We start from the raw sequence: 21,474 nt of genomic DNA, 5'->3' as shown, positions 1-21,474 counted from the left end.
GGGAACCCGCCGCTCTGAGCGCACCGGTGGATTGAGGTCATGTTCGCAGGAAAGCCGCCGCCGCCATCACCAGCGTGGCAATTGCCCACGCGGCGAAAATCAGCTGTCGGAGGCGCTGCCGTCTGGCTTTTTGCCGGTCGTGAAAGGCCAGCCAGTCCCGGACAAATTCCGACGGGACATCGTAGACCACGCTATGCTGCGCGGGCCGATGTGTTTCATGTTCGGCGAACATGATCCGGACGGTGGACACACCCAACCGCTCCAGCTCGCAGTGCCAGTGCCAGTGCCAGGCGTGTTCGCCGTTGGTCCATCTGTTTTCGAAGGGAAGCGGGTGCGATTTCATAACGGACCTCCAGCATGTGTCCGTCGCTGCCTGACTCTCGCCGCGCCCTGATCACCGTGGCGCGCTTGAATGCTACTGCGGAGAACCCTTTCCGTCCAATCCATCTTGCGCCGGTGCGGCCAGGTCGAGGAGGTAGCCGTTTCACGCTCGGCGCAGGGGGCTTTCGGGACGGCGAGCGTTCGCAGGCGTCGGGAATCGACGCCTACGGACCTCACCCGTGATGTCGCAATTTCCGCATCCGACAAGCCGTTATCAATCCTGTCTGGATTGACATTGCCGGGCTTCATAGCCTAGAAACCGCGCATCCCGGGCGGCTTCGCCGCAAGCCGGGAATGTCGCTTTTACCGTTTCGGCCCGTCGCATACGGCCTTTGGAAAATCAGGAACGTTCCCATGAAGGTCCGTAACTCGCTGAAATCGCTGCGCTCGCGTCATCGGGACAACCGCTTGGTCCGCCGCAAGGGCCGGGTCTATGTGATCAACAAGACCCAGCGTCGTTTCAAGGCCCGTCAGGGCTGATTAACGCCAGTAGCCGCCGTACCCGTCACAATTCGTTGACATGCCTGCACTTCGGGGCGCGCCTCGTTGTGCTTAAAGGCGTTTTTCGTTTTCTATATGCGGCCCGGTGCCCGCGCCGCTCGAAAACGCTATAGTGGCGGCCAGAAGTTCGACTGATCTGGACCTCGCGAATGCAACGGAAACTCTCAACGGCAGGGTGGGTTTGCCTCGCAATTCTAGTTGCCGCAGCCGGAGTTATGCCTGCGGTCGCGTCCGCGCAGGCTCCGCCGCGCCACCCCCCGCACGGCGCCCTGCCTGAGGCCACCGAACCCAAGGACTTGCCGCCGTCGCCCTCGAAGCGGCCGGGAATTCCCAAAGATCAGGCCCACGGACTCGATTTTCTGTTCGGCGCCCTGAAGGCCGCTCCCGACGAGGAGAGCGCCAGGCATGTCGAAGCGCAGATCCTGGCGTTATGGAGCCGGACTTCAAGCGACACCACGGCGCTTCTGATGCAGCGGGCGAAGGTCGCGATGCATGGCCAACAGCTCGACATTGCGCTCAAGCTGCTGGATGCGGTTTTGAAGCTGCATCCCGATTACATCGAGGGATGGAGCCAGCGCGCGACGCTTTATTACGTACAGAACGATTATCGGCATTCGCTTGAGGACATCGAGCAGGTGCTGATCCGCGAGCCGCGCCACTTCGGCGCGCTCGCTGGCCTCGGTATGATCATGCAGGAACTCGGCGACGACAAGCGCGCGCTCGATGCCTTCCGCAAGGCGCTCGCCGTCAATCCCCATCTCGACAAGGTTCGCGAACTGGTCCGGACGTTGACCGAGAAGGTCGAGGGGCGAGATATCTGATATTCGGAAGCAAAGGCAATGTGCGCGGCGTGGATCGTCCCGGCGCGCATGCACAGCGGCGCTCGCGAATTAACCAAGATCCCGATTGACGCTTAGCGCGACGAAACATTTCCGGCTAATGCGGGTTTGGCCTCATTCGATGGGAACCCGAGAGCGGAGAGCGCCATGAAATCGCTGATGCTGGCCGTGATCCTCGTCTGTGCCATGGGAAGCGTCTGCTTGGCTGAAGGACAGTTCTGGGTTGTCGGCAATCATGCCACCGAGACCTGCGACATCGTCACCAGCAATCCGGTGATCGACGACGATATCTGGTTCGCCGATGGTCCCTATCAGTCCCGCGCCGAGGCGAAGCTCGCCCGATCGTCAATCGGCGCATGCCCGAAGAGCGATGACCGAGACGATGACAACAACAAGGATAGACACTGACGGCCGCCGGCTTTGTGGCCACGACCGCATCTAATGCAGTGTGTTGCGTTCGCGCGCCGCTGCATAAAGCCGCTGAAGTTCATCCTCCAGCCGCTCGTTCACCATCAGCAACGCCATCAGTGCGCCGCGAACGTCGCCGTTGCATGATGCCACGATCTCGTCGATCAAAGCTTCGCCTGCTTCAAAACTCATCTGGTATACTCCGGTTCAAGCCGCCTCACTTTTCACCGAGAACGTGAATAAAGTTTGCAGGTCGATTCGCGTTCCTGTGGATTATGTGGATAACAGGCTGTGTCCGCGCAGGGTGATTGCCCGGACATAGGCGAGCAACAACGTCGTTGTTGCACGGCTATGCCCGGCCATGCCGGATCAACGTGTTTCCGTCAAAACGCGAACCGCTCTAGACGCCGGCGTCGCCGTCCGGGCCGACGAAAGCGATGCGGACCATATTGGTCGCGCCGGGCGTGCCGAGCGGCACGCCGGCCACGATGATGATGCGCTGACCGGCTTTGGCGAAGCCGTCGCGGAACGCGATCGAGCCGGCGCGATCGACCATGTCGTCCTGGTCATGGGCGTCTTCCGCAACCACGCAGTGCACGCCCCACGCCACAGCCAGCTTGCGGCCGGTCGCGAGATTCGGAGTGATGGCGACCACAGGAAGTTTCGGGCGCTCGCGAGCCATGCGCAGCGCCGTCGATCCCGAACTGGTCCAGCAAATGATGGCGGAGAGATCGAGCGTTTCGGCGATCTGACGCGCGGCATCGGCGATGGCGTCGCCGACGGTGGGCTCCGGCTCGGCGCGCTGCGCATTGAGCACGCCGCGATAGATCGGATCGCGTTCCACCTCTTCGCCGATGCGGTTCATGGTGGAGATGGCCTCCACCGGGTATTTTCCGGCCGCGGACTCGGCGGAGAGCATGATGGCGTCGGCGCCTTCATAAACGGCGGTGGCGACGTCGGAAACCTCGGCGCGGGTCGGCACCGGCGACTGGATCATTGATTCCAGCATTTGCGTCGCGATGACGACTGGCTTGCCGGCGCGCCGCGCCATCCGCGTCATCTGCTTCTGAAGGCTGGGCACCTGTTCGAGCGGTAGTTCGACGCCGAGATCGCCGCGCGCGACCATCAGCGCATCCGCCATTTCAAGGATTTCGGGCAGGCGGTCGATGGCCTGCGGTTTTTCGATCTTGGCCATCACCGAGGCGCGGCCCCGGATCATCTTCTTGGCCTCGGCCACGTCGTCCGCGCGCTGCACGAACGACAGCGCGATCCAGTCGACTCCGGCCTCCAGCGCCGCGTCGAGATCGGACCGGTCCTTCTGCGTCATCGCGGAAACCGGCAAATCGGTGTCGGGCAGGCTGACCCCCTTGCGGTCGGACATCTTCCCGCCGACGACCACGCGCGTCACGGCGCGCTCGGACGAGGTTTCCTCGGCGATCAGCCTCACCTTGCCGTCGTCGAGCAGCAGCGTGTGGCCGGGGCGCAGCGCCGCCAGGATTTCCGGATGCGGAAGGTGGACCCGGGTCTTGTCGCCGGGGGTCTTGTCGGAATCCAGTACGAAGGTGTCGCCGTTGTTCAACTGGATCGGGCCGTCGGCGAACGAGCCGAGCCGCAGCTTGGGTCCCTGCAGGTCGACCAGAATGCCGATGGGACGGCCGTAGCTGCCCTCGACGTTGCGGATCGTCGCCACCAGTTCGCGCATCTTGTCGTGCGAGGTGTGGCTCATGTTGATGCGGAAGACATCGGCACCCGCCTCGAACAGGCGGCGGACCATGGCGCTGTCTGAAGAGGCCGGTCCGAGTGTGGCGAGAATCTTGATGCGGCGAAGACGTCTCATGGCTTACGTCCGGGCAATGCGCCTGGCGCCGGTCCCGACGCGCCCGGAGGCGTTCCGGCGGCCGGATCGGGCAGACCCGGAAATGAACCCTGGGAAGGCAACCCGGGCACCTGCTGCTGCCCGTGTTCGCCGGATTCCGTCAACTGGACGGTCCAGGCACGCTGGTCTCCGGTATCGATCTCGAAAAAGCCGGTGCGGTCGAAGCCGCGTGCCAGACAATTGTCGGTGCCTCTGATCGTAAATTCCTTGTCGCGCGAGCACATAAAAGCCTGTCCCGACCATTCGCCGCCATGGTCGTAATCTAGAGCATAAATATAATAGTAACGTGCGATGAGCGTGCCACGCAGCAGCGTTTCGCAGGCACGCGATGAGACATTCCACCACCCCTCGGTGGTCCAGCCCTCGGCGTCCTTGTAGCCAAGGGCGATGCCGACGCGGCTCGAGGTGTTGTTGCAAAGCCGGAAGTCGGCGGCCGCAGGCGCCGACCACAGGCAGAAAATGAGGACGCCGAGCGCGGGCAAGAGGCCCGCGGTGCTCGCGCGCAGCGAGACGGGTGGAGCATGGAATGGGACTGATTTCGTCATTTAGCGGGGCAAATCGTTTTGCGTGATTTCGCGTGACCCGTCATGGCCTGTCAACGGCTGGAACCGGCTTTTCACGCCAAGGTGCGCATTTTCCAACCTGCAAACTGCTATTTGCGCTGCGATATGGTAAAATCCATGGCCAGTGCAAACTTAATCCAGACAGGCGATGACGAGGACGAGATCGGCTCATGACCATTGACGACAAAACAAAAACGGAACTGGAAGCCGCGGTGTTCCGGCGGCTGGTCGCCCACCTGCGCTCCCGGACCGATGTCCAGAATATCGACCTGATGAACCTCGCCGGCTTCTGCCGCAACTGCCTGTCGAATTGGCTCAAGGAGGCGGCCGACGAAAAGGGGGCCGCCATGACGAAGGATGAAAGCCGCGAGGCGGTATACGGCATGCCCTACGAGACCTGGAAGGCGAAGCATCAGGGCGCGGCGACGCCGGAGCAGCTTGCGGCGATGAAGGGGAGCCAAAACGGTCACTGACCGTTTCGATCAGGCCATTGCCGCGCCTCGTAGCTTTTTCGCGCGAAGCATGCCCTCGGGCTTGACCCGAGGATGAGTGCCGGTTCGCGGGCAGAAAACGCATCAAAACAAATCATGAAGCCTCGTTTCTGATTCCATCGGAAGCGAGGCTCCAGCCTGTGTGTCGCTGTGGATGAGCGCGATGGCGCCTTGACGCCGAGCGTGCCGCTCGGGAGTGTCGGTCTTCACGTGTGGTGAGCGGCCAGCGCGTCCAGGCTCACATCCCATCGTCATCGATTGATCTCAGGAGTAGCAGGATGGCCACCGCCGTCGCCGCCAAGGAAGAGCCCGCGACCAGATTCGCGAAGGATCAGCTCAAGGCCATCATCGAGCGCATCGAGCGGCTCGAAGAAGAGAAGAAGACCATTTCCGACGATATTCGTGACGTCTATGCCGAAGCCAAGGGCAATGGATATGACGTCAAGGCGCTGCGGACCATTGTGCGGATGCGCAAGCAGGACGCCAACGAACGCCAGGAGCAGGAAACCATCCTGGAAACCTACATGCAGGCGCTGGGGATGCTGTGAGCGGAGAGCCGTCGCTCGAGCAGGATCGTTCGTCGCCACGATGGGGCGCTTCGAACCGAACTTACCGCAGCGAGCCCGCGCGCGCCGCGAGCCGCGTCGTGGTCAGGCTGGCGACGGCCGATCCGCTGAATCGGTCGTACCGGATACCCATTTGCGGATCGTCGGAGAACGTCATCGCAATCGCCCGATCCGGCTTTTGGAAATAGACATGCATCAATGTCATGTCCTGGTCGCCCATGACCGTGGACGACATCGTGCGGCTCGCGCTCGGGGCAACGATCATCGCGCGCATCCAGACGTCGCTGTCACGCGTGGCGGCCGGCGCCAGTCGGCGCGAGGTGGCTACCACGGCGCCCTGGTCGCCTGCGCCTTTGACGAGGACCGTGGTCACGCCGTCTATAGCCATCGGATTGTGTGCAGGTGTAGCGGGGCGGATCGGCGGGATCGATGCTGTCGCTGCGACGATTCGCGCGCGTCGGACGTCTTTCGGCGCCGGCGCATAGGCCAGCGCCTGCAAGGAGTCGGAGATACTTGAAGTCGGTTGCGGATCGACGGCGGCAAGCGCCTTGCGGGCGCTGACGGCGGCGAGAACCTGTTCCGGCGTGGCCTGGGTCGGGGCTTTCGGCATCTCGTCCCAGAAGCCGCGGGCATTGATGATGTCGGCCGGGGTCTGCGGTCTGCCGACCGTGGCCTGCTTCGGCAGCGGGACCGACGGGAGGTCGGCCGATGCGAGGCGGAATGCCGAGACCGGTTTCGGCCGGGGCAACGGAATCGGGTCGGCCGCCGTCGCCGGAGCCGCAGAGGCGACCGTCGTCTGGACGGGCGGCTGGGCGGCCGGCGCGCCATCGGATTCGTCATCCTCGTCGGCAGCGGCCTTGCCGCGGAACAGCGCCAGCAGGAAGTTCGACGGCTTGCCCTTTACAGCTCCGTCTTCATCCGCGTTCTGGCCGCGCCTCTCGATGTCGGCCATCGCCAGTTGATAGCCGGACAGCGGGTTGCCGTCGGACGGAATGTGTACGGTGCGGCCGTTCGGGAAGACGCGCACCAACTGGTCGTGGGTCATGCGCGGCCAGTGCCGCACATGACCGGTATCGAGGTGAACGAAGGGCGAGCCCGATTTGGGATAGAAGCCGACGCCGCCACGCTGCAGGCGAAGCCCGGCGAAACGGATTTTTTCGAGCTGCACGCCGGGAATGAAGAAGTCCATCGCGTGGCCGAGCATGTGCTGGCTGAATCGCGCGACGCCGGTATGCGCGGAGCGGCGCCGAAGCATGGCGTTGGTGGCGGGAGAGCGGTAGGCGGAGACGATGTTGATCGGCTGCCTGGCGTCGACGTCGCGATAGACCTCCCAGAGGATGTCGAAGAGGTGGCGGTCCATGGTGGTCTGATCCTGGCTGCGCCAGTCGCGGAGATAATGATTGAGCTGCTTCAGCGCGGCTTCGTCGTAGCGGCCGTTGCGCTTGAAGGTGACGGTCAGGTCTTCGTTGGAATGGGTATGATGAAACGACAGGGTGCGCGTCTCGTTGAGCGCAGCCGCGTCATGCACCGATCCCGCGCCCGCCAGCAGCAGAAGCGACGACAGGCCGATGCAATAACCGGCCCGTGGAATCGACAATGATTTCAAACCGCGTGCAAAACCCGCAAGCACGTAATGAGCCCACCCGAAGGACGATTAAGTCGCGCAGCCCTTCCACGACCCCGTTGTGGAAGGACGTAAACTCAAGTCGTAGATCAGCAGGGTTAATCCGGATTTACCTTAACCCGCCTGCTCCTAAAGGATAACTAGCCTGCCGACTGTGGCAAAAAAGAGCCAGGGGATTGAGGCGCGGTGGACGATGGTTAATGTTAAAACAGCCCCGTCGCGCGATGAAGTCATTGTTTTTAATCAACTAAACCTGTCTTTTGGCAGATCGCGAGAGCCGTCGCAGGCTGGACCCCTGGATGGTTCTCGGTCCGCTGAAGCAACCGCGCGCAGTCAAAATCCCCGAATCCGGCTTCTGATTTTGTCGGAAGCCGGAAGGCGCTAGCGCCGATAGATTTGCCGACGGCGGTCCTCGACCTGGGGAGGCGGATTCTGGAAACCGAACAGCCGTTCGAAGAACGACGGACCGCTGCTTGTGAATCCGCCGCCCGGACCGCCGCCAAACCCGGCGTTGTCATTGAGAGCAACGCCTTGCGGGATGTCGCCCTTGGGAGCGGAATAGTTGGGCTGGGCATGTGCGATCACCGCCTCGAGATCCCGCCCCTTGGGATTGCGCAGCAGCGCCAACATCGTGGCGTCGCGGCCGTAGATATCCCTGCGGATCTGCAGTTTGCCGGCGCTATCCACGAACGCGGTCTGATAGGTGATGTTGACCGGAATCGGGGTCGGGAATTTGATGTCGAACTCGGTCCGACCATACATGCTGCGGATTTTCTCCGGCGTGTAGTGATCCTGCGGAAGAGTGATGTTGAGTAGCGTCGCGGCGTACTGGTCGGGGTTTTGAACCCGCATGCAGCCGTGGCTGAAAGCGCGCGTTTCCTTGGCGAACAGGTATTTGTCCGGCGTGTCGTGCTGATACACCAGGAACTTGTTCGGGAAATTGAATCGGATGCGGCCCAGCGCGTTGCGTTCGCCCGGCGGCTGCGAAATGTGGATGCCGCCGCTGCGGTCCCGCTCGAGCTTGAGACCCATGCGCTGCAGGACGGTTGGGTCCTGCTGCAAGGCGGGCAGATATTCCTTGTAGATGATCGACGGCGGCACGTTCCAGGTCGGATTGACGGTGATGTACTTCATCGTTTCCGTGAGAAGCGGCGTGGCGTGGACACCCGGCTTGCCGGTGACGACGCGCGTCTTCCAGACCGACTTGCCGTGCTGCATCACCTGCAGCGTGAAGTCCGGAATATTCAGGATCACATAGGCGTCGCCCAGCGACGGCGCGCCGAGATCGCGCGGCAGCCAGCGCCAGCGTTCCATGTTGACGATGATGGTGTCGATCTGGCGATCCTTCTTCACGCCGTTCAGGGCGCGAAGGGTGTTGTTGCCAAGAACACCGTCGGGCTTGAGTTGACTGCGGGCCTGGAAAGCCTCCACGGCGGCGGCGACGTCGGCGTCATAGCGGGTGTCGTCCGGATTTTCAGAGACGCCCAGTCTGGCGCGAATCTGCGGTACGCGCGGATCCTCCATCACCGCATTCTTGCGGAATGCAAGACTCCGGCCCTCGGCAATTTCGATCACGGGGCCTTCCGATGCCTTTCGAAGTTCGGCCAGCTTTTGCTTCAACTCGCGATAGAGCTTGTGCGGCGGATTGTAGCTGTCGAGCGCCGCGGAGGCATCCTTCGCCGTGGTGACGTTCGTCAACACCTGCTCGGGATCGATGGGATGCTCGGGATACTGGATATCCGCGCTGACCTGCGACCAGTGCATCCGCCCGCTCTGGGCCTGGCGGGCGTAGTCCATCATGCTCGCGGTCAGCTTGAGGTCGGCTTCGGCGACCTGATCCGGCGAGGCCGCTTCGGCAAAATTCGGCACGGGGTAGTCGGCGGGGTCGAGGCCGTCGGCCGCGGCGTCCCTGAGGCGTGCGATCACGCCCTTGGCCTGTGCATTCAGTGCGCCGCCTTCCGTCCATAGCGGCGCATAGCTCCGCGCCGTGTAGAATTTCTCGATCGCGGTCCGCTCGGCTTTGCGATCGAAGAATTTCGCGGCCTTCGTGTCGAGCAATTCATGCAGCTTCTCGGCCGCGGGTTGGTCCGCCGCTGGGACGCTGCTCGCGGCCTTCACCGGCTCGCCGGGCTGATCGGCAGCCGGCGCGGTGGCGGTCTCTGCGGGAGCAGTGGCAGCAGGGTTGATCGTTGCGGTTGCGTCCTTCTTGGTGTCGCTCGTCTTGGTGTCCGTCGTGGTCTCCGGCTTGGCGCCGTCGGCAGGGGTGGCCGCGATGTCGGCGGGCTTGGCCTCCGTGGGTTTTGTCTCCGCCGCGTTGCTTTCGGAAGCCTCGCCGTTGGAAGCCTTGATAGCGTCGGAAGAAGCCTTGATAGCGTCGGAAGAAGCCTTGGCGTCGGGTGAGGTCGTTGCGTCGGAAGCCTTCGCGTCGGAAGCCTTCACATCAGAGGTCTTCGCATCAGAGGTCTTCGCTTCGGCAGCCGGCGCGGCATTTGACGACGCCCCGGAGGCTGCGGCGTTCGTCACGGCGGGTTTCGTCTCTGCCGGCGGGGTCGTCGTATCGGCGGTCTTGCTGTCAGACGGTTTCGACGCGCTGATGACGGGCGGCGCAGGCGGCACGTCGTTCATCTTGAAGTCGGCCGCGGTCGGCGGCGGAACGTTCGCCGGCTCCGGCGTCGGCACGGCGGCATCGATCGCAAGTTCGGCGGGGCTCTTCTTGGCCGTATCCGTCTGGGCGGATGCTGCCGTGGCCGAGACTGTCAGAAAGGCGGCTGCAAGAGCCATCAGGAACCGGTCAAAGCCGCTCCGGTTAGTCCAGTAGTCCCGCATTCTCAGCACCCCTTGGGTGAAACTGTCCCGGCCTGGAACAATTTTCTGATGATTTCGTCCTGCGCTTGCCACGACTTGATATTGGCGATTCACGTTTATGCAGGGACGTTACACGCGCCCGATTCGGGCAGCCAGCGCCGCAGAGGCAACTCACGTCAAACTGACCTCAAAATACGCTGTTTGCAACGCAACCCGCCTTTTCGAAGGTGTTTTCCGTCAGTCTGTCACCGCGCCGCAACGGTTCACGTCCGCGACACTTTTTCTCCCTTGTTCGCGCAATCCAGCCGTCTCTACGCGAACGCAAGGAAGTCCGTTACTGTTCCTCATGCGCTGCCATGTCATCGAGCTTACGATAGAGTGTGGACCGGCCGATCTTCAACCGTCGCGCCACTTCGGACATCTGCCCGCGATAGTGTGAGATCGCAAAGCGGATGATCTCGGCCTCCAACTCTTCCAAGGGGCGCATGTCGCCGTCTTGCGCCAGCATCGACAGGCTGCTCGCATCGGGAAGAGGCGGGACGATTGGTGTTTCATTACCAGGTATCATGCTGGGCGCGCGCTGGAGCATGGGTTCAAGGACCAGGGGGTCGTCAGTCTCGGCCGCCGGTTGCGCGCCGATCAGCGGAAAATCCGAGAGCCCGAGCTGCTCGCTTTCGCTCATGACCACCGCGCGATAGACCGCGTTTTCAAGCTGGCGGATGTTTCCGGGCCAGTTGAGTTGCGACAATCCGGCCATTGCCTCGCCGCTGATGCCGGTGATCGTCCTGTTTTCCTCGGCGCAGAAGCGGGCGAGAAAATGCCGCAGCAGGTTCGGGATGTCGTCGCGCCGCATTCGAAGCGGCGGGATCGTCAGCGGCAGGACGTGGAGGCGATAGAACAGGTCTTCCCTGAACTCCCCGGCCTTGACGCGATCGAGCAGCCGCCTGTTGGTGGCCGAGATGATGCGGACGTCGACCTTGACCGGCTTGCGCCCGCCGACCGCTTCCACCGCGCCTTCCTGCAGCGCGCGCAGCAGCTTCACCTGCGCAGCAAGGGGTAATTCGCTGACCTCGTCGAGAAACAGCGTGCCGCCGGAGGCTTCGACGAACTTGCCGGCGTGGCGCTCGGTCGCGCCGGTGAACGATCCCTTCTCGTGGCCGAACAGGATCGACTCCACGAGATTGTCCGGGATCGCGCCGCAGTTCACCGCGACGAACGGCTTGGCGCTGCGCTCGCCGGTGCCGTGGATGGCGCGCGCGAACAGCTCCTTGCCGACGCCGGACTCGCCCTCGATCAGGACCGGGATCGACGAACTCGCGGCCTTCTGCGCGGCCTTCAGGACATTGGCCATGGCCTCGCTGCGGGTGACGATGTCGGCGAAGGTGAGACGGCCCTCGCGGCTGTGGCGAACCCGCCGCAACTCGCTTTTGAGCGCACTGGCGTTGAGCGCATTGCGCAAACAAACCTGAAGCCGCTCGATGCCAACCGGCTTGACCACGAAGTCATGAGCGCCCGCGCGCATCGCCGAGACCACATTGTCGATGCCGCCATGCGCGGTCTGGACGATGACGGGAACATTGATATCGGCTTCGCGGATTTTCGCGAGCACGCCCATGCCGTCGAGGCCGGGCATGACAAGATCGAGGACGAGAGCATCGATGACGGGGCCGTCGGCCGTCAGCGCGGCAATAGCCGCGTCGCCTCCCTCGACCACGATCGCTTCATAGCCCGACCGCCGCACCATGTTTTCGACGAGTCGGCGTTGCACCGCGTCATCGTCCGCGATCAAAATGGTGGCAGTCATGGCATTCCCCGCACGCTACAACTATCTGTACCGAATCGAGGCACACTGGCGGACGCTGATTAATGCGCTCTTAAGGTTTGCCGCGCCGTCGTCCTGCAACGGGTTCTTCCTGGTCGGAACTGAAAAGAAAGTCTGGATCGATAATGGCTTCGCGTTCTCCCTCCGCTTCGCGCAAATCCGCTGCCGCCCGCAATCCCGCTCCTCATCGCAAGCCCGCCGTGAAAAAAGGTGCCGTCGCGAAGCCGGATGCGGGACGCCTGCCGGAATGGAATCTGGCGGATCTCTATGCCAGTATCGATGCGCCCGAAGTGACGCGCGATCTCGACAGGGTCGATGCGGACTGCAAGGCGTTCGAGGCCGACTACAAGGGCAAGCTCGCGACGGAAACGGCGAAGTCCGACGGCGGAGCGTGGCTGGCCGAGGCCGTGCGGCGCTATGAGGCGATCGACGACCTGGCAGGCCGGCTCGGCTCCTATGCGGGTTTGATCCATGCGGGCGACAGCGTCGATCCCGCGATCTCGAAGTTCTACGGCGATATCTCCGAGCGGCTGACGGCTGCCTCGGTGCATCTCTTGTTCTTCACGCTCGAACTCAATCGCATCGACGACGACGTGATCGAGCGCGCCATGCAGGCGCCGGAGCTTGGGCACTATCGACCGTGGATCGAGGACAGCCGCAAGGACAAGCCGTATCAACTCGAGGATCGCGTCGAAAAGCTCTTCCATGAGAAGTCGCAGACCGGCTACTCCGCATGGAACAGGCTGTTCGACCAGACCATTGCAGGCTTGCGCTTCAAGGTCGGAGCCAAGGAGCTTGCGATCGAGCCGACGCTCAACCTGTTACAGGACCGCTCGCCCGAAAAGCGCAAGGCCGCCGGTCAGGCGCTGGCGAAGACGTTCAAGGCCAATGAGCGAACCTTCGCGCTCATCACCAATACGCTCGCCAAGGACAAAGACATCTCGGACCGTTGGCGCGGCTTTCAGGACGTCGCGGATTCGCGCCACCTGAACAATCGCGTCGAGCGCGAGGTGGTGGACGCGCTGGTGGCTTCGGTGCGCGCGGCCTATCCGCGGCTGTCGCATCGCTACTATGCGCTGAAGGCGCGCTGGTTCAAAAAGAAGAAGCTCGCGCATTGGGATCGCAACGCGCCGCTGCCGTTCGCCGCCACCGGCGTCATCCCGTGGAACGACGCGCGCAAGATGGTGCTGACGGCCTATGGCGATTTCTCAGCCGAGATGGCCGGCATCGCCGAACGCTTCTTCACCGATCGCTGGATCGACGCGCCGGTGCGTCCCGGCAAGGCGCCGGGCGCGTTCTCGCATCCGACCACGCCGTCGGCGCACCCTTACGTTTTGATGAATTATCAGGGCAAGCCGCGCGACGTGATGACGCTCGCGCATGAACTCGGTCACGGCGTGCACCAGGTGCTGGCGGCGAAGAACGGCGCGCTGATGGCGCCGACGCCGCTGACGCTTGCGGAGACGGCGAGCGTGTTCGGCGAGATGCTGACCTTCAAGCGGCTGCTGGCGCAAACGAAGAACGCGAAGCAGCGGCAGGCGCTGCTGGCCGGCAAGGTCGAGGACATGATCAATACCGTGGTGCGGCAGATCGCGTTCTATACCTTCGAGCGCGCCGTTCACACCGAGCGGAAGAACGGCGAACTGACCGCCGAGCGCATCGGCCAGCTCTGGCTCAGCGTGCAGGGCGAAAGCCTCGGACCCGCGATCGAGATCAAGCCGGGCTACGAGACGTTCTGGATGTACATTCCGCACTTCATCCATTCGCCGTTCTACGTCTACGCCTATGCGTTCGGAGACTGCCTCGTGAACTCGCTCTACGCGGTCTACGAGCACGCGGCCGAAGGCTTTGCCGAGCGCTATCTGGCGATGCTCGCCGCCGGCGGCACCAAGCATTATTCGGAACTGCTGAAACCGTTCGGATTGGACGCCAAGAATCCCAAGTTCTGGGACGGCGGATTGTCGGTCATATCAGGCATGATCGACGAACTGGAGGCGATGGGATAGGCATCGGCCTGTTTTCGACTCAGACGCTTTTGCGTGAATGGACATCGCTGCGGTCATGGAGCATGGTGTCATTTCAAGGAATATAATCCCAACTATATCGTTGACACCACAAACGGAAAATGTTGTACGAAAGCCATGGCAGATGATTTTTCCCCCATTGGCGCGCCCGGCGATTGAAGTTTTGTTTGAACCTCCTACGTTCGTTCTCCCTGCGCATCAAAACCTCCCCTGATGGGGGGAGGGCGCGGCCCAGGCCGTGGTTCTCAGAACCTAGATGCGCAGGAACTTTTTTTGAAATCCAAGTGCCAAATATCGAAGCCCTTCCCTGCCACAGGTGTCGGGATTGCGAGGCTTCGTACTTTTGCACATTTGGTTACATGCCGCATCATCTCGGTTTTATGAGGCGCGGCGTCTAGCGCGAGATGATGCAGATTTGTTTCTGACGCAATCGCGCCGGTAATAACATCTGTCAATTGTATGAGTCGGCTACGTTCAGATTTGACAAATTGAACACTTCTGTAGGGATCGAAATTGCGGATTGCCTGTCGTCTCGCACGAGCATTGAGGATGGTCTGAAGAAGCTCCGGCGTGTGTTTCGTAGTCCTTTCATCGAGAAAGGTGTAAAATCGATAATCCGATTTGTAGACGCGCGCGAACTTGAAAAGAAGCGTGTAAAGAAATTTGCTGAAACCGAGATCGGAGTCGCCGTCATTATATTTCTTATCGTCAACTTGGGATGTATCGACGACAAGTGAGTAGTAATGCAGGTAACCGGCTTCGATTAACTGGCCGAACGCTTCGGCTACTTGCTTGTACATAGGCAAGTTGCGCCGCGTGATTTTTGTCCATTTAAGCTCTGATATGCCGCCATGTGGTTCGATAATATGTTCGATGGTCGCCGCAATGCGGGGAGCTATTGAGGCGCGGCAGATACTAGCGCCGATGACAAGATGCCGATGCTTAGTTTGCGAACTTTCATCGCAATAGATGTGGTATTTTCGAATGCCTTCCAAATCCAAACTCGCAGATGAAAGAGATCAGTACAGCGGAGAAGAAGCAGAGCGCCGGTTAGCGGCGGCTCTGCGTGGTTCGCGGGTAGCCGGTCACAAGCCAATGACTGATATTCCGAAGAAGAAACCCAAACCGAAGAAGTAGCCCAGCAAGTGAGCCGGGCATCTGTTTTGTTTAGGCGGCGGGCTTGGATTTTTGAGCCGCAATGGTTTTGCTACCAAAATGGACACGCTCTTTCAGCACGTCGTTTATCCGGCCCGGATTGACACCGTAAATCGCAGCGATGTCATGCTGGTATTCGCCTCGCCAATGGCGGAGCCAGACATCAACGGCGTCATCAAACGTAAGGCGATAAGGTTTGGATCTGGGAGTGTTCCCAATCTGCATCTGTAGGTCCTTATTTTTTGAATCGGACCTTGGGAACATTGACAGCGCGGTCACCGTGCGAGACTTTGCACGGGTCTTAGCAGACAGCGCCGCAATGCCCACCAGGGTCCTGCGGTTTAATGGAAAGCCAGACCCGCACGGTCTGGCTTTTTCCATATGGCGACTCGCGCCACGGGAGCATTATACCCATGGATTCGCGGGACAGGAACGCCGCGCCCGTATCGAACTCACCGCGTCCGCCAGTATTTTACGAATTTCGGTTTGGGTTTGGGCTGCTTTGAGCGCCAGCGCAGGAATCGACCGGCCTTTTTTGGAGAAATCTGGCTCAGTTAGGTCCCCGATACGTGAGACGCTTACCAGCCGCATTCTTCACTGCAAGCGTCGCACGGTCGCCATCGGTGTAGCCCAGCTTGATCCTGTGATTGTAGCGGAAATCAAACTCGGCAAGGTAACGGTGCAGGTGCTTCTCGGCACAATGCTGATAGTTGCCCTTCATGCCGCGCTTAAAGATTGAGAAATAGCCTTCAACGGAGTTGGTGGTCACGTCGCCGCGAGCATATTCCTTAGCGGAATGGTTCACTGTTTCATGGGTCGCGAAATTCGCGCCGACTTTAGTGTAGAGGCGGCTTTCGTCAGTATGCAACGGGTCTCGTGATGAATGTTCTCGTTCACAAACCCGCAACGGTATTGGCGTCGGCTACAGCAACATGAAAAGAGCGCACGTTGCCGCCACGTTCAACAAGGGAAACGATAGCGCGTTTATTTGACGGGCCGGTGCGACCCGATTTTGTAAAAGGGCGGCCGCTCGTTGTGACCTTGCGAACCTTGTCCTTAGCAACAGGGCCGAAATAGGTTTCATCCGCCTCAATGCAGAGCCTTCGCCGCCCATCGGGACATCAAGGCCCCCATCGCGCATTGACTCGCGGATGCGGTGAGCCATGAACCAAGCGGAACGGTAGGTAACGCCAAGGGTGCGATGCAGTTGGTGAGCCGAGAAGCCCTTTTTGGAAGCGGTATAGAGCGCGAAGGCCAGAACCCACTTATGCAGGGCGATCTTGGACCGCTCCATGACCGTCCGCATGATGACAGTGAAGTCTTTACGGCAAGCAGGCTCGGCGCAGCGGTAAACGCCAGTGCGCTTGGTCGGGTATGAATGAGCGACAACGCCGCAATGCGGGCAAATCGTGCCTTCGGGCCAGAGAACCTTCTCTAGGTACCCTCTAGCCGCATCGTCGTTGTTGAAACGCGGTTCTGTGTAGGACGTCATAACCAAGCCCTCTTGCTTTCCCCAATACAGCCTTTAGAGCTTGTGGTGTCAACGATATAATTAGGAATATAATCTCACACATAATACCTGCAAACGTTCCGATTGCGCGCGGCAAAACGGCGCAAGGCACCGGCGCGTCGGCCGCCGGCTGATCGTCAACATCAACGAGCGGAGGCCGTTTTTATGTCGCCGGAGGCCGTTTGAGGGCAGATAGCCCCGCGGGTCGGGTGTTTATTTCCGTATCTTGATCAATATCCGGCGACGATTTTCCGCCAAACGGTCGGGTGGGGGGCGAGACCGGAGCAGCAAAATCGGGCAATTGCGGGCGCGCGTCGCTTATTTTTCTTCCTTTGTACATAAAAAGAACAATGACCTCGCCGAGGCGGCCGCCACACCGTTGCTCTGTCCTTCCGATTGCGCTAATTCCTCTCGGGCAAGATCAACCCCTGGCTGGAGACGTGACGTGTCAGATCATAACGAAATCGTGTATTCGACGGCGGACGGAATGGATTATCCGGCGCACGAGGGAACATATAAAGCCTTCATCAAGATGGGGACGATCGGCACGGGGGTCGTCATTACCATTGTTTCGCTGATGGCGATTTTCCTCACCTGATTGTCCGGTCGTTCCGGCCGTCCTGGATTTCCGTTCGATAGCAATGTGGCTGGTGCTTTAATCATGCGTGGCCGTCGGCTGCGGGAGGCATCATGAAGATTGCAATAGCGAAGGAAATCGATCCGTCGGAACCGCGGGTGGCCGCGTCTCCCGATACGGTGAAGAAGTTCAAGGCGCTCGGCGCGGATGTCGCCATCGAGCCGGGCGCCGGAATCAAGTCGGGAGTGCCGGATTCGGATTTTGTGGCCGCGGGAGCCGCGGTCACAGCCGATGCGGTGAAGGACGCCGACATCGTCGTCAAAGTAAGACGGCCCGAGGCGTCCGAACTGGCGCGCTACAAGCGTGGCGCGCTGGTGATCGCGATCATGGACCCCTACGGCAACGAAGCGGCGCTCAAGACGATCGCCGACGCCGGTGTGTCTGCCTTCGCGATGGAGCTGATGCCGCGTATTACGCGCGCCCAGGTGATGGACGTGCTGTCGAGCCAGGCGAATCTCGCCGGCTATCGTGCCGTCATCGAGGCGGCTGAGGCCTTTGGCCGCGCATTTCCGATGATGATGACCGCCGCCGGCACCGTGCCGGCCGCGAAGGTGTTCGTCATGGGCGTCGGCGTCGCCGGCCTTCAGGCGATCGCCACCGCGCGACGCCTCGGCGCCGTCGTCACCGCGACCGACGTCCGTCCCGCGACCAAGGAGCAGGTGGAAAGTCTCGGCGCCAAATTTCTCGCGGTCGAGGACGAAGAGTTCAAGAATGCGCAGACCGCCGGCGGCTACGCCAAGGAAATGTCGAAAGAGTATCAGGCCAAGCAGGCGGAACTCACTGCAGAACACATCAAGAAGCAGGACATCATCATCACGACCGCGCTGATTCCGGGACGCCCCGCGCCGAGACTCGTGACTGCGGAGATGGTGCGCTCGATGAAACCCGGCTCCGTGCTGGTCGATCTCGCGGTCGAGCGCGGCGGTAACATAGAGGGCGTCAAGGCGGGCAAGATCGTTGATCTCGATGGCGTGAAGATCATCGGTTTTACCAATGTCGCGGGTCGCGTCGCCGCCTCGGCCTCGAGCCTTTACGCCCGCAACCTGTTTTCGTTCATCGAGACGCTGGTCGACAAGACGACCAAGGCGCTCGCGGTGAACTGGGACGACGAACTGGTCAAGGCAACCGCGCTGACCAGGAACGGCGCGGTCATTCATCCGAACTTCCAGCCGAAAAGCGCATGACGATCCTGCGCACAGCCGGCGCGCCGGTGTTCCGGGGGCCGACGCACCGGCTCATCCCTGCATCCCCGTTTCACGTCGGCGGCATGCCCCGAAGCGACGAATAGGAACGTCCTCATGGAACATATTGTTCAGGCCGTCGATCCCTTCGTGTTCCGGCTGTCGATTTTCGTCCTGGCCGTGTTCGTCGGTTACTTCGTTGTGTGGTCGGTGACGCCTGCGCTGCACACGCCGCTGATGTCGGTTACCAACGCGATCTCGTCGGTGATCGTGGTCGGCGCGCTGCTCGCCGTCGGCGTCGGCATGATCTCGGCCGGCTCGGGCTGGGCGCGGGCCTTCGGTTTCGTCGCGCTGGTCTTTGCCTGCGTGAATATCTTCGGCGGCTTCCTCGTCACCCAGCGAATGCTGGCGATGTACAAGAAGAAGCAGAAGTAGATTTTTCGATGCAGGGTTATTTCCAGTGTCCCGGATGCGATACGGCCCGTCATGCCGCATCGCTGATCCGGGACCGCCATAGTTTGGGACGGCCCCGGTTCTGCGTCGCATCGCGTTGCGCTGCGCCGCGTCCGGGACAAGACGTCGGGGCTCCGCCATGAACGCCAATCTTTCCGCGCTGCTTTATCTCGTCGCAGGCGTTTTGTTCATCCTGTCGCTGCGCGGGCTGTCGAGTCCGGCGTCGAGCCGAAGGGGCAACTTCCTCGGCATGACCGGCATGGCGATCGCGGTTGCGACCACGCTCGCCTCGCATCCGCCAGCCGACGCCGTGGCGTGGATTCTGGTGATCCTGGGGGTCGCAATCGGCGGCGGTATCGGCGCGGTGATCGCGCGCCGGGTGCCGATGACGTCGATGCCCGAACTGGTGGCGGCGTTCCACTCGCTGGTCGGCATGGCGGCGGTATTGGTGGCCGCTGGCGCGTTCTATGCGCCGGAAGCTTTCGGCATCGGCACGCCCGGCAACATTCACGCGCAGAGCCTGATCGAGATGTCGCTCGGCGTCGCCATCGGCGCGCTGACGTTCACGGGCTCGGTGATCGCGTTCCTGAAACTGTCGGGGCGCATGAGCGGCGCGCCGATCATTCTGCCGGCACGCCACATCATCAACATTGTGCTCGCTCTCGCGCTGATCTTCTTCATGTACGGCCTGGTGACGTCGGGCAGTGTGCTCGACTTCTGGGTGATCACGATTCTCGCGCTCGCGATCGGCGTGCTGCTGATCATCCCGATCGGGGGCGCCGACATGCCGGTCGTGATCTCGATGCTGAACTCGTATTCCGGCTGGGCGGCGGCCGGCATCGGCTTCACGCTCGGCAATTCGGCGCTGATCATCACCGGCGCGCTGGTCGGCTCCTCCGGCGCGATCCTGTCCTACATCATGTGCCACGCCATGAATCGCTCGTTCATCTCGGTGATCCTGGGCGGCTTCGGCGGCGAGACGGCTGCGGCCGGGGGCGGGGGCGGCGAGCAGAAGCCCGCCAAGCTCGGCTCGGCGGAGGATGCCGCCTTCATCATGAAGAACGCCTCCAAGGTCATCATCGTGCCGGGCTACGGCATGGCGGTGGCGCAGGCCCAGCACGCGCTGCGCGAAATGGCGGACGCGCTGAAGAAGGAGGGCGTCGAGGTCAAATACGCGATCCATCCGGTCGCGGGCCGGATGCCCGGCCACATGAACGTGCTGCTGGCCGAGGCCAACGTGCCCTATGACGAGGTGTTCGAGCTTGAGGACATCAATTCGGAATTCGCCCAGGCCGACGTCGCCTTCGTGATCGGCGCCAACGACGTCACCAACCCGGCAGCGGAAGAAGACAAGTCCTCGCCGATCTACGGCATGCCGGTCTTGCAGGTCTGGAAGGCCGGGACCGTGATGTTCATCAAGCGCTCGCTCGCGTCGGGCTACGCCGGCATCGATAATCCACTGTTCTATCGCGACAACACCATGATGTTGCTTGGCGACGCCAAGAAGATGACGGAGAATATCGTCAAGGCGATGTGATACGGCGATGTTCAACAGCTGGAGGCCGATATGGCGGACAACAAGGCGAAGCGCGGGGGTGGTGATCGCCGCCTGATTTCGTTGAGTGAGGCCTATGAGGTCCGCTACTGGGCCAAGAAGTTCAAAGTCACCCCGTTGAAGCTGAAGGCCGCCGTGAAGGCGGCAGGCCGCTCGGCAAAAAAGGTCGAGGCCTACATCAAGCTGCAGAAGCACAAGGCCAGCGACCGGCTGCTGATTGCGCTGAGCCAGCCTTACGAAGTCAGCTACTGGTCGAAGAAGTTCAAGGTGACGCCCGCAAGGCTTCGCGCCGCCGTGAAGGCGGTCGGGCATTCCTCGAAGAAGGTCGGCGCTTATCTCGCTCCGGGGAAGGCCGCCAAAAAGAAAACCGCGGTCAAGAAGGGCACGGCCGCGAAGAAGAAGGCGGCTCCCAAAAAGGCCGGGGCGACCAGGAAGGCGAAAAAGGGCGTTCGCAAGCGCGCCGCATAGGCCTGCCGCCTGTGAGCGCGCATGGTTCGATGCCTCGCTCGGCGTGGATTTTTCCCGCTCTGGCCGTGTCGTTTTACGGTGCCGTGACCGGTCTCGGCATCACCTTCGTCCCCTCTGCGACCGGCGTCCTGTTCGCGGTCGTTCTGCTGGTCATCCTGTTCGGCACCGTCTTCGCCGCCGTGCATCACGCCGAGGTCATTGCGGAGCGGGTCGGCGAGCCTTACGGCACGCTATTGCTGACGCTTGCGGTCACCATCATCGAAGTCACCCTGATCGCGACGATCATGCTGGGTGACAAGGCGGTGCCGGAGTTGGCGCGCGACACCGTTTTTGCGGTGGTCATGATCGTGTGCAACGGTCTGGTCGGGGCCTGCATTCTGGCCGGCGGGCTTCGTTACCGCGAGCAGGAATTTCAACCGGCGGGAGTGAACATCTATCTCAGCGTGCTGATCGTGTTCGCGACGATGACGCTGGTGATGCCGAACTATACCCTGACGACGCCCGGGCCGCTGTATTCGGAATTGCAACTCGGTTTCGTCAGCGTCGTCACCATCCTGCTCTACGCCGTCTTTCTGTACACGCAGACGGTCCTGCATCACGACTATTTCATTGTCG

The 21,474-nt window shown here is 61.5% G+C and carries 20 protein-coding genes and 2 pseudogenes; 12 read left to right on the top strand and 10 right to left on the bottom strand.

Translation table 11 applies throughout. The features are described 5' to 3' along the window. Positions 1-37: 37 nt before the first annotated feature. Positions 38-343 (bottom strand): hypothetical protein, encoded by a 306-nt coding sequence (locus BGN91_RS02520; protein ID WP_292610379.1) that lies wholly within the window; start codon positions 341-343, stop codon positions 38-40. Between the two features lie 392 nt (positions 344-735). Here BGN91_RS02520 and ykgO point away from each other — a divergent pair, with 392 nt between their 5' ends. The 3 genes from ykgO (at position 736) to BGN91_RS02505 (ending at position 2,129) form a co-directional block, all read left to right on the top strand. Further along, entirely contained in the window at positions 736-861 is a 126-nt protein-coding gene (gene ykgO / locus BGN91_RS02515) for a type B 50S ribosomal protein L36 (RefSeq protein ID WP_011314284.1), read from the top strand. A gap of 170 nt (positions 862-1,031) precedes the next feature. Continuing rightward, positions 1,032-1,703 (top strand): tetratricopeptide repeat protein, encoded by a 672-nt coding sequence (locus BGN91_RS02510; RefSeq protein WP_292610378.1) that lies wholly within the window; start codon positions 1,032-1,034, stop codon positions 1,701-1,703. Positions 1,704-1,868: 165 nt separating this feature from the next. After that, a complete protein-coding gene (locus BGN91_RS02505) occupies positions 1,869-2,129 on the top strand; it encodes a hypothetical protein (RefSeq protein ID WP_292610377.1) in 261 nt (86 codons plus the stop codon). Between the two features lie 30 nt (positions 2,130-2,159). On the opposite strand, the gene BGN91_RS02500 is transcribed toward BGN91_RS02505, so the two are convergent. From BGN91_RS02500 to BGN91_RS02490, 3 genes are all read right to left on the bottom strand, one after another. Further along, positions 2,160-2,321 carry a hypothetical protein gene (locus BGN91_RS02500; RefSeq protein ID WP_292610376.1) on the bottom strand — a complete coding sequence of 54 codons (162 nt, stop codon included), beginning with the start codon at positions 2,319-2,321 and terminating at the stop codon, positions 2,160-2,162. Between the two features lie 208 nt (positions 2,322-2,529). Beyond that, positions 2,530-3,966 (bottom strand): pyruvate kinase, encoded by a 1,437-nt coding sequence (gene pyk, locus BGN91_RS02495; protein WP_292610375.1) that lies wholly within the window; start codon positions 3,964-3,966, stop codon positions 2,530-2,532. Beyond that, positions 3,963-4,550: a DUF1036 domain-containing protein gene (locus BGN91_RS02490; protein ID WP_292610374.1), complete on the bottom strand. Its 588-nt coding sequence runs from the start codon at positions 4,548-4,550 to the stop codon at positions 3,963-3,965. Before BGN91_RS02490 ends, pyk begins: the two co-directional genes overlap by 4 nt. Before the next feature lie 188 nt (positions 4,551-4,738). On the opposite strand from BGN91_RS02490, the gene BGN91_RS02485 reads away from it, so the two are divergent. Both BGN91_RS02485 and BGN91_RS02480 read left to right on the top strand, forming a co-directional pair. Next, positions 4,739-5,041, top strand: coding sequence for a DUF1244 domain-containing protein (locus BGN91_RS02485; RefSeq protein ID WP_292610373.1), 303 nt, complete (start codon positions 4,739-4,741; stop codon positions 5,039-5,041). A gap of 296 nt (positions 5,042-5,337) precedes the next feature. Then, positions 5,338-5,607 (top strand): DUF2312 domain-containing protein, encoded by a 270-nt coding sequence (locus BGN91_RS02480; protein WP_292610372.1) that lies wholly within the window; start codon positions 5,338-5,340, stop codon positions 5,605-5,607. Positions 5,608-5,668: 61 nt separating this feature from the next. On the opposite strand, the gene BGN91_RS02475 is transcribed toward BGN91_RS02480, so the two are convergent. From BGN91_RS02475 to BGN91_RS02465, 3 genes are all read right to left on the bottom strand, one after another. Continuing rightward, positions 5,669-7,255, bottom strand: a complete 1,587-nt coding sequence (locus BGN91_RS02475) for a DUF882 domain-containing protein (RefSeq protein WP_292610371.1) — start codon at positions 7,253-7,255, stop codon at positions 5,669-5,671. Between the two features lie 375 nt (positions 7,256-7,630). Next, positions 7,631-10,075 (bottom strand): L,D-transpeptidase family protein, encoded by a 2,445-nt coding sequence (locus BGN91_RS02470; protein ID WP_292610370.1) that lies wholly within the window; start codon positions 10,073-10,075, stop codon positions 7,631-7,633. Positions 10,076-10,388: 313 nt separating this feature from the next. Continuing rightward, complete coding sequence (locus BGN91_RS02465; protein ID WP_292610369.1) at positions 10,389-11,858, bottom strand: sigma-54 dependent transcriptional regulator; 1,470 nt, start codon at positions 11,856-11,858, stop codon at positions 10,389-10,391. 143 nt (positions 11,859-12,001) lie between these two features. Here BGN91_RS02465 and BGN91_RS02460 point away from each other — a divergent pair, with 143 nt between their 5' ends. Further along, positions 12,002-13,882 (top strand): M3 family oligoendopeptidase, encoded by a 1,881-nt coding sequence (locus BGN91_RS02460; protein WP_292610368.1) that lies wholly within the window; start codon positions 12,002-12,004, stop codon positions 13,880-13,882. 263 nt (positions 13,883-14,145) lie between these two features. On the opposite strand, the gene BGN91_RS02455 is transcribed toward BGN91_RS02460, so the two are convergent. The 3 genes and pseudogenes from BGN91_RS02455 to BGN91_RS02445 form a co-directional block, all read right to left on the bottom strand. Continuing rightward, positions 14,146-14,895 carry a DUF3800 domain-containing protein gene (locus BGN91_RS02455; RefSeq protein ID WP_292610367.1) on the bottom strand — a complete coding sequence of 250 codons (750 nt, stop codon included), beginning with the start codon at positions 14,893-14,895 and terminating at the stop codon, positions 14,146-14,148. A 172-nt stretch (positions 14,896-15,067) separates the two neighbouring features. Continuing rightward, positions 15,068-15,436, bottom strand: coding sequence for a hypothetical protein (locus tag BGN91_RS02450; protein WP_292610366.1), 369 nt, complete (start codon positions 15,434-15,436; stop codon positions 15,068-15,070). Positions 15,437-15,605: 169 nt separating this feature from the next. Beyond that, positions 15,606-16,547: pseudogene (locus BGN91_RS02445) on the bottom strand (IS1595 family transposase). A gap of 463 nt (positions 16,548-17,010) precedes the next feature. On the opposite strand from BGN91_RS02445, the gene BGN91_RS02440 reads away from it, so the two are divergent. The 6 genes and pseudogenes from BGN91_RS02440 to BGN91_RS02415 all read left to right on the top strand — a co-directional run. After that, complete coding sequence (locus BGN91_RS02440; RefSeq protein WP_292610365.1) at positions 17,011-17,163, top strand: aa3-type cytochrome c oxidase subunit IV; 153 nt, start codon at positions 17,011-17,013, stop codon at positions 17,161-17,163. A 92-nt stretch (positions 17,164-17,255) separates the two neighbouring features. Continuing rightward, the gene (locus BGN91_RS02435) at positions 17,256-18,386 is read left to right on the top strand and encodes a Re/Si-specific NAD(P)(+) transhydrogenase subunit alpha (protein WP_292610364.1); all 1,131 of its coding nucleotides are present in this window, start codon (positions 17,256-17,258) and stop codon (positions 18,384-18,386) included. 114 nt (positions 18,387-18,500) lie between these two features. Beyond that, on the top strand, positions 18,501-18,818 hold the full coding sequence (locus BGN91_RS02430) for a proton-translocating transhydrogenase family protein (RefSeq protein ID WP_292610363.1): 318 nt from the start codon (positions 18,501-18,503) through the stop codon (positions 18,816-18,818). Positions 18,819-18,975: 157 nt separating this feature from the next. Next, a complete protein-coding gene (locus tag BGN91_RS02425; protein WP_292610362.1) occupies positions 18,976-20,373 on the top strand; it encodes an NAD(P)(+) transhydrogenase (Re/Si-specific) subunit beta in 1,398 nt (465 codons plus the stop codon). Positions 20,374-20,403: 30 nt separating this feature from the next. Beyond that, positions 20,404-20,859, top strand: a complete 456-nt coding sequence (locus BGN91_RS02420) for a DUF3606 domain-containing protein (RefSeq protein ID WP_292610361.1) — start codon at positions 20,404-20,406, stop codon at positions 20,857-20,859. 11 nt (positions 20,860-20,870) lie between these two features. Beyond that, positions 20,871-21,474, top strand: a pseudogene (locus BGN91_RS02415) (ionic transporter y4hA); the annotation flags it as partial.

Origin of the sequence: Nitrobacter sp. 62-13 (assembly GCF_001896955.1) — a bacterium.
Taxonomy (GTDB): domain Bacteria; phylum Pseudomonadota; class Alphaproteobacteria; order Rhizobiales; family Xanthobacteraceae; genus Nitrobacter.
Note: the sequence above shows the minus strand (reverse complement) of the source record. Positions and strands in the feature narration are given on the sequence as shown.